The organism is Enterococcus sp. DIV0086 (genome assembly GCF_050498705.1).
GTDB classification, from domain to species: Bacteria; Bacillota; Bacilli; order Lactobacillales; family Enterococcaceae; genus Enterococcus; species Enterococcus faecalis.
The window spans coordinates 12,344-28,961 of sequence record NZ_JBNIDN010000001.1 but is presented as its reverse complement, the minus strand read 5'-3'; the positions used below and the strand labels follow the sequence as shown (position 1 = coordinate 28,961).

15 protein-coding genes and 2 riboswitches are annotated in these 16,618 nt (G+C 35.6%); of the genes, 5 read left to right on the top strand and 10 right to left on the bottom strand.

All coding sequences use genetic code 11. The features are described from left to right. Positions 1 to 64 precede the first annotated feature (64 nt). Positions 65 to 703 carry a sugar O-acetyltransferase gene (locus IGI63_RS00125; protein WP_002379300.1) on the top strand — a complete coding sequence of 213 codons (639 nt, stop codon included), beginning with the start codon at positions 65 to 67 and terminating at the stop codon, positions 701 to 703. A gap of 41 nt (positions 704 to 744) precedes the next feature. Here the strand turns inward: IGI63_RS00125 and IGI63_RS00120 are convergent, their stop codons facing one another. The 5 genes from IGI63_RS00120 to IGI63_RS00100 all read right to left on the bottom strand — a co-directional run bounded on the left by IGI63_RS00120 (position 745) and on the right by IGI63_RS00100 (position 6,083). Further along, complete coding sequence (locus IGI63_RS00120) at positions 745 to 1,176, bottom strand: VOC family protein (RefSeq protein WP_002382065.1); 432 nt, start codon at positions 1,174 to 1,176, stop codon at positions 745 to 747. Between the two features lie 66 nt (positions 1,177 to 1,242). Continuing rightward, the gene (locus tag IGI63_RS00115) at positions 1,243 to 1,722 is read right to left on the bottom strand and encodes a GAF domain-containing protein (RefSeq protein ID WP_002360627.1); all 480 of its coding nucleotides are present in this window, start codon (positions 1,720 to 1,722) and stop codon (positions 1,243 to 1,245) included. A 234-nt stretch (positions 1,723 to 1,956) separates the two neighbouring features. Beyond that, positions 1,957 to 3,174: an amidohydrolase gene (locus tag IGI63_RS00110; protein WP_429975103.1), complete on the bottom strand. Its 1,218-nt coding sequence runs from the start codon at positions 3,172 to 3,174 to the stop codon at positions 1,957 to 1,959. Beyond that, positions 3,171 to 4,421 (bottom strand): amidohydrolase family protein, encoded by a 1,251-nt coding sequence (locus tag IGI63_RS00105; RefSeq protein WP_179189479.1) that lies wholly within the window; start codon positions 4,419 to 4,421, stop codon positions 3,171 to 3,173. Before IGI63_RS00105 ends, IGI63_RS00110 begins: the two co-directional genes overlap by 4 nt. After that, positions 4,422 to 6,083, bottom strand: coding sequence for a peptide ABC transporter substrate-binding protein (locus IGI63_RS00100; RefSeq protein ID WP_002363656.1), 1,662 nt, complete (start codon positions 6,081 to 6,083; stop codon positions 4,422 to 4,424). It abuts the gene before it with no gap. Between the two features lie 380 nt (positions 6,084 to 6,463). On the opposite strand from IGI63_RS00100, the gene IGI63_RS00095 reads away from it, so the two are divergent. Then, positions 6,464 to 8,134: a PucR family transcriptional regulator gene (locus IGI63_RS00095; RefSeq protein ID WP_002375257.1), complete on the top strand. Its 1,671-nt coding sequence runs from the start codon at positions 6,464 to 6,466 to the stop codon at positions 8,132 to 8,134. 55 nt (positions 8,135 to 8,189) lie between these two features. Here IGI63_RS00095 and IGI63_RS00090 read toward each other — a convergent pair whose 3' ends face one another. The 4 genes from IGI63_RS00090 to IGI63_RS00075 form a co-directional block, all read right to left on the bottom strand. Then, positions 8,190 to 8,615 carry a universal stress protein gene (locus IGI63_RS00090; RefSeq protein WP_002358161.1) on the bottom strand — a complete coding sequence of 142 codons (426 nt, stop codon included), beginning with the start codon at positions 8,613 to 8,615 and terminating at the stop codon, positions 8,190 to 8,192. Next, positions 8,615 to 10,213: an Nramp family divalent metal transporter gene (locus IGI63_RS00085; RefSeq protein WP_002382010.1), complete on the bottom strand. Its 1,599-nt coding sequence runs from the start codon at positions 10,211 to 10,213 to the stop codon at positions 8,615 to 8,617. Before IGI63_RS00085 ends, IGI63_RS00090 begins: the two co-directional genes overlap by 1 nt. A 268-nt stretch (positions 10,214 to 10,481) precedes the next feature. Then, complete coding sequence (locus IGI63_RS00080) at positions 10,482 to 10,997, bottom strand: AAA family ATPase (RefSeq protein WP_202496004.1); 516 nt, start codon at positions 10,995 to 10,997, stop codon at positions 10,482 to 10,484. A gap of 46 nt (positions 10,998 to 11,043) precedes the next feature. After that, positions 11,044 to 11,613: an adenylyl-sulfate kinase gene (locus tag IGI63_RS00075; RefSeq protein ID WP_429975102.1), complete on the bottom strand. Its 570-nt coding sequence runs from the start codon at positions 11,611 to 11,613 to the stop codon at positions 11,044 to 11,046. Between the two features lie 240 nt (positions 11,614 to 11,853). Further along, positions 11,854 to 12,021, top strand: a riboswitch (M-box (ykoK) riboswitch). A gap of 41 nt (positions 12,022 to 12,062) precedes the next feature. On the opposite strand from IGI63_RS00075, the gene IGI63_RS00070 reads away from it, so the two are divergent. From IGI63_RS00070 to IGI63_RS00060, 3 genes are all read left to right on the top strand, one after another. Next, on the top strand, positions 12,063 to 13,835 hold the full coding sequence (locus tag IGI63_RS00070; protein ID WP_025187111.1) for an ABC transporter permease subunit: 1,773 nt from the start codon (positions 12,063 to 12,065) through the stop codon (positions 13,833 to 13,835). A gap of 88 nt (positions 13,836 to 13,923) precedes the next feature. Next, positions 13,924 to 14,703 (top strand): ABC transporter ATP-binding protein, encoded by a 780-nt coding sequence (locus IGI63_RS00065; RefSeq protein ID WP_002360638.1) that lies wholly within the window; start codon positions 13,924 to 13,926, stop codon positions 14,701 to 14,703. Positions 14,704 to 14,765: 62 nt separating this feature from the next. Next, positions 14,766 to 14,933: riboswitch (M-box (ykoK) riboswitch) on the top strand. 64 nt (positions 14,934 to 14,997) lie between these two features. After that, positions 14,998 to 15,258, top strand: coding sequence for a hypothetical protein (locus tag IGI63_RS00060; protein ID WP_421502961.1), 261 nt, complete (start codon positions 14,998 to 15,000; stop codon positions 15,256 to 15,258). A 163-nt stretch (positions 15,259 to 15,421) separates the two neighbouring features. Here IGI63_RS00060 and IGI63_RS00055 read toward each other — a convergent pair whose 3' ends face one another. Beyond that, complete coding sequence (locus tag IGI63_RS00055; protein ID WP_002408083.1) at positions 15,422 to 16,570, bottom strand: site-specific integrase; 1,149 nt, start codon at positions 16,568 to 16,570, stop codon at positions 15,422 to 15,424. Positions 16,571 to 16,618: the final 48 nt, after the last annotated feature.

Genomic DNA, 16,618 nt, shown 5'->3' with positions numbered 1-16,618 from the left:
ACATATTCCTCGACTTATTGTATTGATTTGATACAATAGAGAAAAAGCCTAAAGGAGCGCTTACATGAAACAAAATGACTTTGATTATATGCAAATGTTAAAAGGTGAATTATATTACGCCCCCACCATTTTACCCGAAAACAAATCAACAAAAGGCAAGGTGTTAGCTCAAAAAATCAATCAACTTCCTATCGATAATGTGAAAGAAATTGTGGCCCTAGAAAAAGAATTATTAGGAAAAACTGGCAATGAGTTATATATCACCCCACCCCTCCATGTAGATTACGGTCGCCATATTGAGGTAGGAGAAAATTTTTATGCAAATATGGATTGCATTTTTTTAGATGTAAACAAAATCATCTTCGGTGATAATGTCATGGTTGGCCCTCGTGCTAGTTTTTATACTGCCGGCCATCCAATTGATCCAACGATTCGAACTGCAGAATTAGAATTCGGTACGCCAATTATTGTTGAAGATAACGTGTGGATTGGCGGAAGTGCCACCATTTTACCTGGCGTTACAATTGGAAAAAATGCTATTGTTGCTGCTGGTGCTGTGGTTACAAAAGACGTTCCTGCCAACACGATTGTTGGGGGTAATCCAGCAAAAGTCATTCGCAAAATTGATGAAAACGATCAGCAATTTTGGACAGAAAAGCAACGGCAGTATCAAATCGCTAAGAAGCAATTCTTTCATGAATAAAAAAGCCCCAATCCAATGAAAATAACGGATTGGGGATTTTTTTAATCTTCTTCATAATAATTAAACATCCAATGGATGCCAAACTGATCTTTTAGGGAACCATACTTTTTGGACCAAAAAGTTTCAGATAACGGCATTGTAACAGTGCCACCTTCAGATAATCGTTTAAATAAGCGATCAATTTTTTCATCATCATCTGTGCTAACCACGAGCGAAAGGTTATTTCCTTCCGTAACTTCAAAACCAAACATATCAGGAACATCTGAAATCATTACATAGGTTCCTTCAATAATGATACTTGCGTTCATCACTAAATCCTTTATCTCGTCGTTTATAGGATGCTCAGGATCCTCAGGTGCTTCGCCAAAAGTCATTAAATTTTGACATTTTGTATCAAAAACATCTTCATAGAACGCAATTGCTTCTTTTGCTTCACCTTTAAAATTTATATACAGCTCTAACAAATGACTCACCTTCTTTCATGATCAAATTTTATACTTTATTTTCTCATGATTTGTCAGAAAGCAAAAATAGTCTGCTTAAAAATCTGATTTTTCTAGTAACAAGGTAACAAATTTTTCCAAATACAGTTGGTCAACCGCATCATAGCTATTTGTTACACCACTATCAATATCTAAAACACCGACCAATTGATGATTTTTTACCATCGGTACAACGATTTCAGACATCGCAGCTGAGTCACAAGAAATATAATTGGCGTGTGTCTTCACGTTATCAACAATCAATGTAGCTTGTTTTTCCGCGGACTCACCACAGACACCTTTGCCCATTTTAATTCTGGTACAAGAGACTTTCCCTTGAAAAGGCCCCAAAACTAATTCTTCATCTTTATATAAATAATACCCAGCAAAAACGGTGTCTGGTAACGTTTGTGCAAGTAACGCGGACGAGTTTGCTAAATTTGCAATAGCATCCGTTTCTATTTCTAACAAACCGCTCAATTGTTGTAAGCACAATTCGTAGGCTGCTTTTTTGTTTTCTCTCGTTTGTTCAGTCATGCTTGGTTCATCTCCTTCATTTTGTCTTATTATAAAGGAAGATACGCAAAAGTGCTATGTTAAAGTGAGTCAAACAAACTTGAAACGCTGATACACGTTGTGAGCAGAAGCACTTTATAAGGATTAAACTGTGACGAGTAACCGCTGGACTGACACTATGCGTTGCTCAGAGCTGAACCCTGTTTCCTCTGTTTGGCTTTTTAGTATTCTATTTCTACCTAATTTTAAAGCAAGTTAAACCCATTGTCCTTTCAACATAATCTTGCGTTTCTGCGGTTTTCTAGCAATCACTTCTGCTGTAGAAGCTGCTTCTGTAAAGATAAAGTTTGCTTCGTCGCCTTCTGTAAACCAAAGACGTTCTTCTTCAAATGAAAAAGGTGCTTCTTTGCCACAGCCATGGACGTAAGCTTGAGTAAGTTGCTCTTCTGTAATCTTTCCTGTCATTTCACAAAAATTACGTAATTTTTCAAATAAATCACCTGAAACATTAGAACTCCAAGAGTCAAAAAAGCCATCACTACCTAAATGAACCGATACACCAGTTTGGCGTAACACATCAATTGGTGGCAATAAATAACGAGGATCATAGGGAATTGTAGACATAATCGCCGTTTGATGCGTTGCCAAGCGTTGGTATAGTTTTTCTTTTTCTGCTGGTCGTACATTTAGCAGCGCAAAGGCGTGACTGATAGCGGTTCGCTGAGTAAATTTTCGTTCTTCCAAAATGTCTAAAAATTTATCAATTGTATAAACACCCACTTCCCCCGTATCATGCAAGTGAATATCGATTCCTACTTGAAATTCTTCTGCCAGATCGAAAATGGTTTCTAAAGATTCTTCAATTGCATAATCAATGCCTGCAGGATCTAAACCGCCAACCATTGTTCCACCATTTTTTAGGGCTTCTCTCATGAGTAAAACCGTTTGGGGATTTTTTAATAATCCATGCTGTGGAAAGACAACAATATCATAATCAATCACATGCGCATATTTTTCTAAGGCTCTTTTGACGCCCCAGAAGTTTTCTAGTTCTACATAAGGATCAATGTTGACATGTGTCCGAATATAAGAGGCTCCATAACCAATCAATTTTTCAATCATGGCCGTCGCTCGTTGTTCTGTTGACGGCGCTAACAATTTAAGTTCACTGGCTTCGTCTGCTAAACGCTCTTTTAAATTCTTAACAGGTTGGCTAGCACGCCAGCCTAATGAAAGGTAGGTTTTATCTAAGTGGTTATGGCTCTCTTGAAAAGCGGGAATAGCCAGTTGTCCGTTTAAATCAGTTCCTTGTTGCTTTTCAGTGACTTGATTTTGCGGAATAATCGCTTGAATTTTGCCTTCTTGAATCGCTAAAGTATAGCGTGCGGTTTTAGTATACGTTAATTCGTGGTGGTCTTTAGCAAAACCAGTTTCTAAACGAACATTATTCAAATAAACAATGGATGCTGTCATTCTCTTTCCCCCTTTTGAACGGCTTCAACCAGTTGTCCTTTTAGTATCAGTTGTTGGATTGGCTGTTGGCGTGCAATCACGTGAGCAGTGCTCTCAGCATTAAATAGTAGGAAATCTGCAGAATCGCCGACGTTAGGCCAAACTCGCTGCCCGTTAGGATCAAGAGGCGTTACAAAATTACTCGCTAAGCCCCATAAACGATTCAAGCGATACTCATCGCTAATTTTAAATCTTTGAGCGGCTGTATTTAATTTTTCTATTGTATTGCCACTGCCGAAAGGCGACCAATGATCCGTCAAACTGTCATGAGCAACGGAAATCTTAACACCTTGTTCAACCAAGGTTGGAATCGGCATGGTGGGCATTCCAATCGGTACAGTCGAAGTCAAATCAATACCTGTTTCGATGAATTTTTGCGCAATGTCTCTAATTGCTGCTTCTTCTAAGCTCCCCAAAGCTAAAGCATGACTTAAAGTGACTTCGCCAAACATTTTTGCTTGTTCTGTATAATCAACAAATTTATTAAATTCATAAAGTCCCAAAGTATCACGGGCGTGTAAATGGACATCAATTTTTTTATTAAATGTGGTAGCTAATTCAAATATTTTTGCGATTGAATGATCCACATGACGATCCACAAGGGCTGGATCAACGCCACCGACATGAGTTGCCCCCATGCGTAAGGCTTCGCGCATCAAAGGTTCGACTTGTGAGCGGAGTAATCCGTGTTGAGGAAAAGCCACAATTTCATGAGTAATGTATTGTTCATATCGACTAAATGCTTCTTTAGTGATTTCAATATGTTTCGTTCCAATAGATGGATCTACATTACAATGACTGCGAATATGATAATGGCCTTGTTGAATATACTGCTCAATAACTTGGCAAGCACGTTCTAAACTAGTTGGTAATTGTTCAGGTAACAGCCAAGTTTCTTCTTCAATACGTGTTAAAATTCCTTTTGTTAGTGGACGACAGGCCTTCCAAGGTCCCCCAAAATACGTTTTATCAATATGAATATGCATTTCTCTTAGAGCAGGTAAAACGAGTTGCTGATTCACATCGATAACTGTTTCGCTCTCTAAAGGCCTTAACTGCGGTGCGACCGCAGTACAGACCTCGTTTTCAATTCGAATATCATAGCTAGCTGTTTCTGTCGCAACAATTCGCTGATTCACAGTAGAAAATCCTGTTTCTAATTTACAGTTTTTTAAAAGCATGACAAACCCCTTCCTACCTTCATTCAATTAGTTAACATAAGCCCATTTTAAACTGTACGTAGGTCCAAATGAATGCCAATACAGATCCTTGATTTTTTGATTAGCTAATACAGAAATGCTTCGATTGTAGATTGGTGCTAAAACCGTTTCCTGATTCACTAAAATATCTTGTGCTTGAGCAAAGTCATTTAAACGAGCCTCTTGATCAGCCGCATGTGTTGTTCTAGTCTCTTGGATTAATTGATCATACGTATCACTCTTGAACGTTACGCCGCCCAAGGTACTATCCGAAGTAAAAATGCGCATAACTGTTAATGGATCACGATAATCGGTTCCCCAACCAGATAATTCTAAATCATAGTCTCTCGTTTGATCACGATCAACACGAATAGTAAAAGGAACTTGAGTAACATTCACTTCTAATCCGTCTAGATTTTCTTCCAATTGAAATTGGAAAAACTCAGCAGCTTTTTTTGCGCTGTCTGTATCATCTGTTAAAAATTCTAATTTGATTTTATCCAGCCCAATTTCTTTTTTCCCTTTTTCCCAGAATTCTTTTGCTTTCGCTGTATCGTAGGTTAAGTAGTTATTTTTCTTAGCAGCTAGTTTTGTGAAATCTGTTCCATCTGGCGCAATCGTTTGTCCCGGCGGAATTACTTGATCTGTGGCCGTTGATTGATCTTGCAAGACTTCTTTTACAAAACTTTCTTTATCAAAAGCTTGTGCCAACGCTTTACGAATATTGTTGTTCGCTAAAGCCGGATTTTCTTTTCCATCACGAACACTGTTCATTTTTAAAAAGTATGTGACGAATTGAGGAATTGAAAGAAAGGCTGGATTATCAACATAACCAGGAATAAATTCACCACTTAGCTTATTCACTACATCCAATTCATTCGAGTCAAACAAATTCACCGCTGTCGTTGGGCTCTTAATTACTGAAACTTTTGCTTCTGTTAATTTAACTTTTTCAGCATCCCAATACGTATCATTTTTTTCGTAGGTCCAGTCATCGGAAGAGGCATTATCCCATTCTTTCAATTTAAAAGGACCATTATAAATCAAATGTTCTGCATCAGTGGCATATTTATCCCCTTGTTCTTTGATATATTTTTCATTTTGTGGAAACAAAACAGGAAACGAAAGTAATGATTTCAAATAAGGGGTGGGCCGTTCTAAAGTTATTTCTAACGTTTTATCATCTAGCGCCTTAACCCCAAGAGTATTCACATCTGCGCCTTCTAAAGCAATTTCCTTAGCATTTTTAATGACGTCAAAAAATAACGCTTGATGAATCGATCCTGATTTAGGGGAAGCAACTTGTTGCCATGCATAAACAAAGTCGTTTGCTGTTACTGGATCATCATTCGACCATTTGGCATCTTCTCTAATCTTAAATGTATAAACGGTTTCATCTTCAGAAATCGCTGGTTCTTCGGCAGCGACCCCCAACTCTAATTCATCTTCTTTACCTAAAACATAGAGTCCTTCATAAACTTGATTCATGACTAAAGTCGAGGTCGTATCCCCCGCTGTGTGTGGTTCCATTGTCGAAATAGCCGCTTCAGAACTAATTGCAATTTTTTGTTCCGCTGCTTTGTTACTATCAGCCGAGTTTCCCGTTCCCGCCTGACAAGCCGTTAAAGCTAAAAGCAAACCGACGCATCCTAACATTTTTAATTTCTTCATACCGATCCCTCCATTTTACAAACTATAACCTTCAAAGTTACCAGAATTTTCTGATAAAATATAGAAAAAGAAGCATATCTGATAAGAGTCTCAAAAAACTTACAGATTATAGAAATACTTGAGAAATTTAAAGTAGCTGAAACAATAGTAAAAGCATTAAAAATTAAGTATACTATTGCTATATCTTTAAACGATGCGTCTCTATAGGTTGTAAGCCCTGATTGTTCTTATTTGGTCACTTGTGACTACCAATCACGTAATGACTTGGAACTTTTTTCTATTAGTATAAGGATACCTTATTTTCCCTAAAATAGTTTTGTAACATCTTACAATAAATACGCTTAATTTTTAGATAATTCATACAAAAGGAGGCCTTGCTAATGATGACGGTCAATGATCTACTCCATGCAGAAGAACTACCTGGTTTAACCTTATTGACGCACGAGACCAATTTAGATGCGCCAATTCTACAAGCTAATATTTTAGAAAATCCTGATGCTTTTGACTGGTTAACGCCAGGAGAAATTTTATTAACTACCGGCTATATTTTCAAAGATCAGCCTTGCTTGCAAAAACGTCTTATTCAAGAACTAGCAAATATGAACTGCGCTGCTCTAGGCTTTAAAGTCCAACGTTATTTCAATGAAGTTCCACAAGAGATGATCCAATTAGCGAATGACGTCGGATTACCAATTCTCTCAATCCCTTATAATTACAACTTTTCTCAAATTATTTCATTGGTCAATCGCCGAGTCAATCAACCTGACGAAACGATTAGCCAACATTCTGTTCATATGCATAATAAATTTTATACAATTATCAAAGCTGGCGGAAAAAGTACCCAATTACTGGAAGTATTAAGTGCCGCGATTCAAGCGCCTGTAATGCTTTTAGACGAGCGTTTTCAGATTATGAATCATTTTGATTTACCTGATGCGCCAACAAGAATCACCAGTATTTTAAACAACGCGACTCTCAAAAAACAGTTTGAGACAGCTTTAAAAGCCCAGAACAATGAGCTCCTATTATTTTATAAAGAACCATTGACTGTTGAATTTTCCTTAGCGAGCCATAAGTTATCTTTGCGAATTTTACCCATCAAAAAGAAAAATCTCAGCTTATCTTACTTAGTGATTTGGCAAACTACCAAAAAATTACAGACGATTGATTTATTATCTGTGGAGGTCTGTGCTCACTACCTTTTACCACAACTTCAATTAGAATCTTCGGAAAATTTAACAACGAGGCAAAAGATCGGGGCGCTGTTTCAAGACCTTATCCAAGAGAAAAATACCAATCCTCAAGCTTGGCAAGAATTTAGTAATTATCTGCAATTAAATGAAAAAGATACATTTAGTCTCTTGCTTGTAGCCATTGAACAATTGGAACAACTGTTTAATCCGACTATTCAAATGAATAGCATTGGCCATCAATTGAATCATATTTTAGAAGGATATCGACAAAAAATTACTGCCTTTCCTACACAAACTGGCTTTATTTTATTACTAGAAAATCCAGCACAAGAGGAAGCCACCTATCTTGCACAAACCACTCATCTTGCCAAGAATTTACTAGAGCAACTAATGAAACTGAATCCAAAATTATCATTTAAATTAGCGATTGGTCCAACTGTCAAAAAAATCACCAATCTGTGTGATTCTTATAAATTAGCACAAGAAACATTCCACTTAGCACAAGCAAGTCAAGAATTACAACAACGAACTATTTTGAATTATGACGACCTCTTTTTTTATCGTTTAATGATCGAAACACTGACCAAACAAGCCAAACAAAAAATATATCAACGATTGATTGAACCATTAGAAAAAGAAGATCAAAAACATGAAAGTTCCCTACTAGAAACCATCAACACCTACTTTCAATCGAATAAAAATATTTCGTTGACTGCCACAAATATGTATGTACATCGTAATACAATTATTTACCGCTTAAAAAAAATAGAAGAGATTCTTCACTTAACTCTAGAATTTCCTGATAGTTCGCTACAACTAAGTTTGGCTGTGTATTTATATAAACAAAAATTACTATAAAAAAGCCACCACGAATAGTAAATCGTGGCGGCTTTTTTAACTGTTTCAATTTTTGTTAGCGAATAATCATTACAGAAATTGGGGCATATCGAGCCATATAAGCTGCTTGGCTACCAAAAAAGCTTTTTAATTTGCTAGTTGACTTGGAGCCAATAATTAACAAATCTGGTTTATTCAAAGGAATAAGCTTATTAATAATTAATTCCCCTGGGTTTCCTTCATTGACAATTACACTTACTTTATCGATGCCATTCGCTAACGCTTCTTGTTGATATTTTTCCGTTTGTTTCTCTAATTTCGCCAACTGTTCTTGCCAATAATTTTTATCTAACGATTGGTAAACATTAATCTCCTTCTCTTCTAAAATCGAAACAATAACCAATTCAGCTTGTTCTTCTTTTGCTTTTTGGATAGCATAATGAAATGCTTTTAACGCATCTGGCGACTCTTCAACACCAACCATAATTTTTGAAAATTTCATTATTTAACCTCCTCTACTTGTTGCTCCATAGCTGCAAGCTGCTGTGCATATCGTTTATCGCCTTTATATAATTCCACAACCGTCCAAACTAACAAGAGGATGACGAGTGCTATGATGACATAGGCAATATTATCGGCTAACGTAATTTGACTCGCTGTCGGATTATCACCGAAAAATCCTTCAATTTGATCAGGTAAGCCTTTCATATTGAGGTAAATTAAGCCAATGACAGAAACCCAGCCTAACAATTTAATTAACCACGAGTTTTTAAAATGTTCACCCATTTCAACACGGCTATCTGTAAACATCAGTAAAGGCAACATAGAAAATGGCAAAGCAAATGCTAGAAAAACTTGTGAATTGTTCATTAAATTATTAATCGCGATATGCTCTTCCACTGTACTTTTCCCGCTGGTCATTAAAACACAGATTAAGACAGGAATAACAGATAACAAACGTGTGACCATCCGACGTAACCAAATTGGTACGCGCATATGAATAAACCCTTCCATAATAATTTGACCAGTTAAGGTTCCTGTAATTGTTGAATTTTGTCCTGATGCCAATAAGGCTACCGCAAATAAAATTGATAAAATTCCAGAACCTGCAATATGCGCTAAAATAGAATTACTCATAACCGCTGGATTTGATAAAGCATCAAACAAACCAAAGAATGAAGGATCTTTGACACTGCCGGATTTAAAAACGGCCACACCCATAATCAATAACAAAGAGTTAACAAAAAATGCCATCGTTAATTGAATATTAGAATCCCAAGTTGAAAAGCGTAAAGCGCGTTGAATATCGGTTTTATCTTTACGATCAATTTTACGACTTTGCACAACAGAAGAATGTAAATACAAATTATGAGGCATCACTGTTGCACCAATAATCCCCAATGCACCTGTCAGTGGCGTTTGCCCATTCACCGCATGTGATGTAGAAAAAGCTTCTGCGCTAGGAACCAGCCCTTTAATTACATCTCCCCATACTGGATTTGACAATGCCACTTGATAAGCAAAAATCACAAAAATAACAACAATTAAAGCAACAACAATAGCTTCAATTTTTCTAAAACCAATTTTTGTCAATAACAACAAAAGTAAAACATCAAATACCGTAATGAAGACAGCCAGACCTAAAGGAATATGAAATAATAAATATAAGGCAATTGCGCCCCCGATAACTTCAGCGATATCTGTAGCCATAATTGCTAACTCTGTTAAAATCCATAATACAATACCTAACGTCTTACTAGTTCTAGCACGAATCGCTTGTGCTAAATCCATCTGTGAAACAATGCCTAATTTAGCAGCCATATATTGGAGCAACATTGCAATCAAACTGGAAATTAAAATAATCGACATCAATAAATATTGAAAATTTTGTCCCCCAGTAATTGAAGTAGACCAGTTTCCTGGATCCATATACCCCACTGCTACCAATGCTCCTGGACCTGAGTAAGCAAATAACGTTTTCCAAAAACTCATATTTTTAGGCACGTCAATGGTGCCATTAATTTCTTCAAGCGAAGGACCATTTGCATATTCAATCAAATGATGTCTTTGCTTTGGTTCATGTTCTTCTGAATTTTTCAATTCAATTCCTTCTTTCGTTTTGCAATAATTTTAAAAGGTCCTTCCCGTCAGAAGGTTAACCTCTAATATATTTTAGGTACACCTAAAATATACTGCTAAAAATAACAAAATGCAAGACTTGAAAGAAAATTTTGACAGTGTAAAAATAGATTGTCGTAAATGTGCGGTCTTAAAGTTTGAAGAAATCAGAGTAGCTGGTAGTTGATTATCTTAAGAAGTAGAAAATAAGGGACCTAAGTCATTTCGGCTTAGGTCCCTTATTTTATTTTTATTCGGTTATTCTATTAAGAATGGTTGCTACAATTTCTGTCGTGTCAGCTGAATGATTTCTAAAAATCTCGGTAAACTGAATCTGACGAAAACCTTCAAGTACTTCGGGCAACTTATTTTTCCCCCATTCAAAAGTTCCATCATTTCTTTTCAATAATCTTTGTAAAATTTCTTCTTTCTCGACCGCTAACAAAAAATGATAAACGTCAATGCCAGCTCGTCTCAAATAACCAATCAGCTCTTCTTCATATTCTTTTTTATAAAGGGTCATTGGAACAATAATCGGCCGTCCAGACTCTTTGGACATTCGTTTTAATAAATGAGCATTCCAGCAACGCCATTCCTGATACTCTTGAAAATCATTTTCTTTCATTTCTTCGGGAATTAACTCCATCAATGCACTACCAATAATTTCTGGATCATAAATGATTGCATTGGGAAGTTTTTGTTGTAACTCATGTGCAATGGTCGTTTTTCCGGCTCCAAACGCACCGTTTAACCAAATAATCATCATAATTTCCTTTCTTCTGAACAAATTTCTTTGTTGTTTAATTTAGGTGCTAGATTACTTTTAATTTTTTTAGCTTTTGTATTTGTTCATCTACGCTATGTGTGCCATCTAAAAGATAGTCTGAACTTGCTAATACATTTTTTTCATGTTCTATAAATAGCGGTCTAACATTATTTAAATAGTTATGGGCCCACTTAATAATACTTTCTCCTTGAGAATAAGAATAATCTCTAATCACTTGGCGAGCAAAACAAACATCTAATGGCGTTTTCAGGTAGATCACAATATCAATAAAAGGCTTCAAATCATCGTGTAAATAGCCAAATGGAAAGTCTATAAAAATATAGTTAAATTTGCCTTGAGCATTCACAGAAAAAAAGTCTTTCATTAACTGGGTAATATCGAATAAATTGACTGCAACGTTGAAATTTTTTAATAAAAAAGCATGGGATGGTGCCGATGGCAAAGCATCAATACTATAATCATCGAATGAAAGTACATAAACATTTTCAACAGTATCAGATAAAGCATTAATGAGTGTCGTTTTTCCACTTGCTGTCATACCGCTAATTACTATCACTTTTGTTTTCAATACACTACCTCCCAAAATTTTAGCCATTCACGTATAGTTACTACTTACATCTTTAACAGTAAACGAGACAAACTAAAAATACAACATCCTACGCTATTAACCTCGGGTTATATAACATACTCATCTGATAATTTCTCCCTAAAAAAACAGAATGTGGGCAATCTTTTTAAGAATCATTGAATAGAATAACAACAAACAGTAATTCAGGTATAACCAGCTAGAAATTGTTTTATTTTTAGTCACGAGTATGATAAGCATGTAAATCAAATAGAATCATATTAGGTGAGGTTACTCTGAAGAACACAGGTTATCGCTCGGAAATGTCGAGAGACAGTAACGAGTAAAGCAGGGATTGTCGAATTAAGGCTTTCCTAAGATAACTAGAATTTTTTTCTTACGTCTCAGAAAGCCAAAGCTCAATTATTGTGATTACCCTATAATCTTCTTTTATTCGGCGACCTCTTTAATATGATTAATTGGAGGTTTTTAAATTGAAAGCTGTCACTGCATCATCTAAGAAAAATACCCTACTTGCTAAAAGTATCGGGAATCTTACCTTGCTCATCATTTTAGGCATTTTCATTTTTATCATCGTCTTCTCTTGGCTAAAAATGAATCGCCCTCTCCACACCCTTCCCTCAGAAGAATTCCTCGCAACACCAAGTAAAACAGATGATTTCTTATCTCCATCAAATCTTTTTTACTTTTCAATTCGAACCATGTTTCGAATGATTGTAGGCATGGCTTGGTCCTTCCTGTTTTCCTTTGTTTTTGGTATTTTAGCCGTAAAATATAAAACGGCACGAAGAGTCATTTTACCATTAGTTAATTTCCTTGAATCCGTTCCATTGCTCGGCTTTTTGACCTTTACAACTGCTTGGTTACTTGGTTTATTTCCAGGAAATGTGATGGGCGCAGAAGCGGTTGCTATTTTTGCCATCTTCACAGGTCAAGCTTGGAACATCATGTTGACTCTTTATCAAATAATGGAAGTTATTCCTTCAGATCTAGTCAATGTGACCGATCAGTTCAAGTACAATGCTTGGGAAAAATTTTGGCGTCTTGAATTTGTTTACTCAATTCCTGGCTTACTTTGGAACGTTATTATTTCTCAAACTGCGGCTTGGTTTGCCTTGGTGGCTAGTGAGCAAGCTTCTGTTGCCTTTCCTAAAGAAACCAACCTTTATTTACCAGGAATTGGTTCTTATATCCAAGTAGCATTAAATCGAGCCGACTTTAAATCCTGTTTATGGGCTGTTTTTGCCTTATTAATCAATGTGGTGATTTTAAACTTTTTAGTTTTTCAACCTTTAGTTCGAGCCACTTATTATTTTAAATATGAAACAGATGTCGAAAGTACGACGCCACCTAAATCCATCATTTATCATTTATTAAAAAAAGCAACTTTAACGAAATACTTTTCAAAAGCTTTTGTGAAATTCAGTCATTTTTGGATTTACGATTTACCAAAAGTTTGGTACTTTTTCAAGCTAGACTATCTCTATCGATTACTAGCAAAATTACGCCATTTCTTCAAAACATTATGGTATGTCAGCTTAACCATTATCGGGGTTTATTGTTCTATTAAGCTCTATCATTTCTTGCCTCATCAAGATTTCAGCATGATTCCTAGATTAACACTTTATACTACGCTACGGGTTACCTTGGCTATGGTCGTTGCTGGCATTATCTTTACTCCCTTAGCAATCTGGGTTGCGAATGATAATCGGCGCTTAAGTATCGTTCAACCGATTGGACAAATTTTAGGCTCCATTCCGTCAAATGTTTATACTCCATTCATTGTGTTGATTATTAGTATGGGCTTCAACAAATTAGAATGGTGGATTTTACCACTCATCATGGTTGGTTGCCAATGGTATTTTTTCTTTAATGTAATTGCTGGCTACTTAGCCATCCCTGATGATATTCGTGACGTAACCAAACTTTTTAAATTATCTAAATGGCAATGGTGGACAAAATTTTTGATCCCTTCTATTTTACCTTACCTCATTACAGCAATTATTAACGCTGCTGGTGCTGCTTGGAACGCTGATATCGCAGCAGAAAGCATTCAATGGGGCACAAAATCAATAGATGTTACTGGCCTAGGACAATATATTGCGGCAAACGATGGTGTAAAAGATAAATCTGCCTTAGGAACCTTAGCGATGTGTTTCGTTGTTGGTTTATGTATCGCCTTTGTTTGGCAACCTTTATATCGAGCAGCAAAACAAAAATTTCACTATTAATAGCTGGACGACTCAACTCGACTAAATTTTTAAGATAAACTAGAGAGGAGAACGATAGGTGATTTCCCTTTACCTATCTAATAAGACGATGGAAAATAAAGAATTATTAAGCATAAAATCAGTATATAAAGAATTTGAAATTGAAGGACATTCAGAACATTTAAAAGTCCTTGAAAATATTGATTTAACAGTTAAAACGAATGAATTTTTAAGTATTATCGGACAATCAGGAACAGGAAAATCAACGTTGCTCAGAAGTATTGCTGGACTTCTTCGTACAACTAGAGGTGAAATTACTTTTGAAGATAAAATCATTAATGAGCCTGATGCCAATATCGGCATGGTTTTTCAACATTTTGCCCTTTTTCCTTGGTTGACAGTTGAAAAAAATATCAGCTTTGGCTTAGAAAACCGTAAAGAAATTTCTCGCGAACAAATAAATAAAAGAGTCAGTAATCTCATTGAAATGATTGGTTTAACTGGTTTTGAAAAAGCATATCCCAGAGAGTTATCTGGTGGAATGAAACAGCGTGTAGGCTTTGCTCGTGCTTTAGCCATCGAACCTAGTTTATTGCTCTTAGACGAACCTTTTTCAGCTTTAGATATCATTACAGCCAGCCAATTATCCAATGATTTATTAGAAATTTGGTTAAACAATCAAATTGCGACTAAATCAATTGTAATGATCACGCATGACGTTCAACAAGCAGTCCAACTTTCTGATCGGGTTGTATTAATGGATGCAAATCCTGGTCGTATTGCCAAAATTTACTCAATCGATATCCCCAGAAATCAACGTTCGCCAAAAACAACCATTGATATTGTAGAACAAATAACAGAAGAAATGGTTCGTCGCATTCATTTGTAAATAGAACTGTTTTGACTTCTGCTTATGTCTTGACAAAGAGTTACTTAAAAGACTATTATTTCTTTGTAATAAGTTAGGTGAGGCTCCTATACAAACATAGGCTATTGCTCAGAAATGTCGAGAGACACCAATGAGTAGAACAAGACTGGTCGAGGAGAAGGCTTTTCTCAAAATAGCTAAGAGTGATCTTTACGTTGTATAGTGCTAAAGCTCAACGTTCATGTTGATGTATATTTTTAGTCTCTAGTCAATCAATCAAGTACTTTTATTTAAAATTAAGAGAGGAGTGAAAGTATGACTACTATGTTAGCAATCATTGGAACTGTTGCAATCATCACAGTTCAAGTTATTGAATATAATATGACAGAAATTCATATTCCTACTGCAGGAACATTTAATGACGATGATGCAGAACCCCCACATTCTTCTGTAACCCTTGTATTTATTCGCACTATACTTATCACTCTCTCACTTAACTTTCCATCTCATTTTTTTGAGATGGTTTTTTTATGTATTCTAGAAAATAATAAACAAAAAAGACTGTTAAATCATTGATTTAACAGTCTTTAGTATACCGGCGGCCAGAGATTGTTTACCTAAAATACCGTTAAATACTTTATAAACACTGTCATTTCAACATTTCACTTTAAATACTTTTAACTATTTTTCATTTTCTCGCACCATCTTTGCACCAGCTAATTTAGTATTAAATAACAAATTAAAAGAGTGAATTCATCAATTTGCGCGTTTTAGATCGTGTTCTAACTTCATATTCCTGAAAGACATGATAGTATGTTTTTCTTATTTCTTCTGGTTTATCTCCAACAATTAAAGCAACTTCTTCTACTGAATAGCCTTGATAGATTAAAAAAGAAACAAAAGTATGTCTGCAACAATGCATAGAAAATTTTGGTTTATCAGTTATGCCACATGTCACAAGAATTTTTTTAATCTCAATATTGGCCTTTCGGTTGTCACAGGCACCTTCTTGCCAATCAAAGAAAATTTGTTTACGTGGATTTTTAATTTGATGAAACTGGCATTTTTTCTGTTGATATTGCCAAAACTCTTGCAAGAGTTCTGCCAAGTTCTGTGGCATTTCTACCTTACGATAGCTATTTTTATTTTTACAAGGAAGCCAATCGCTTGAATTAGACGGCGGATTCATATGATCATAAGTTTTGTTTATATCTACAAACCCTTGTTCAAAGTTTAAATCATCAATTGTAATCCCAACTATTTCAGAAAAACGGCAACCTGTAAGTAGAGAAAAGATGATTACATAATAAATAGAAGATTCTTTATCTCTATGTTGAACAACATACTGTAAAACTTTTTTATACTGAGTATCATCAATATACTTTTGATAAATCGGTTTTTCTTTAGACTTATCTCCAAGTCCTCTCAAAGAACTACCAGAAGTAAACTCAATAGGAATATGCCCCAAAGCAAAAGCCTGTTTGACACAAGCACGCATATGAGTATGAAACTTTTCTAAAGTAGCTGGCGAATAGTCTTTAGAAAACCGATTTAATAATTCTACGTACTTATCATTTGTTAAGTCAGATAATGGTGTATCACCTAAATACCTTTTAATATATCTTTTAGTATGCTGATAGTGTCCTTGCGTTTTTTTGGAACAAGCTTCTTTTTTATATTTTTGAAAAAACCATTCAAAATACTCATAAAAAGGAAGCGTAAACGCCATACGTCGATCTTTTGAAGCGACGGATTGCGCATGTTCCACTGCTTTTACTGCTTCAAATTTGGTATCAAAACTACCTAAGGTCTTATTTCTGTATTTTCCGCCTTCCTTTTTTACGCTTACAAAAGCACGCCACTTTGTTCCTCGTTTGCTAATTCCCATTTAAATCGCCTCTTTTAAAAAGGGCTTTTAAATAGCTATGGTCAAAAT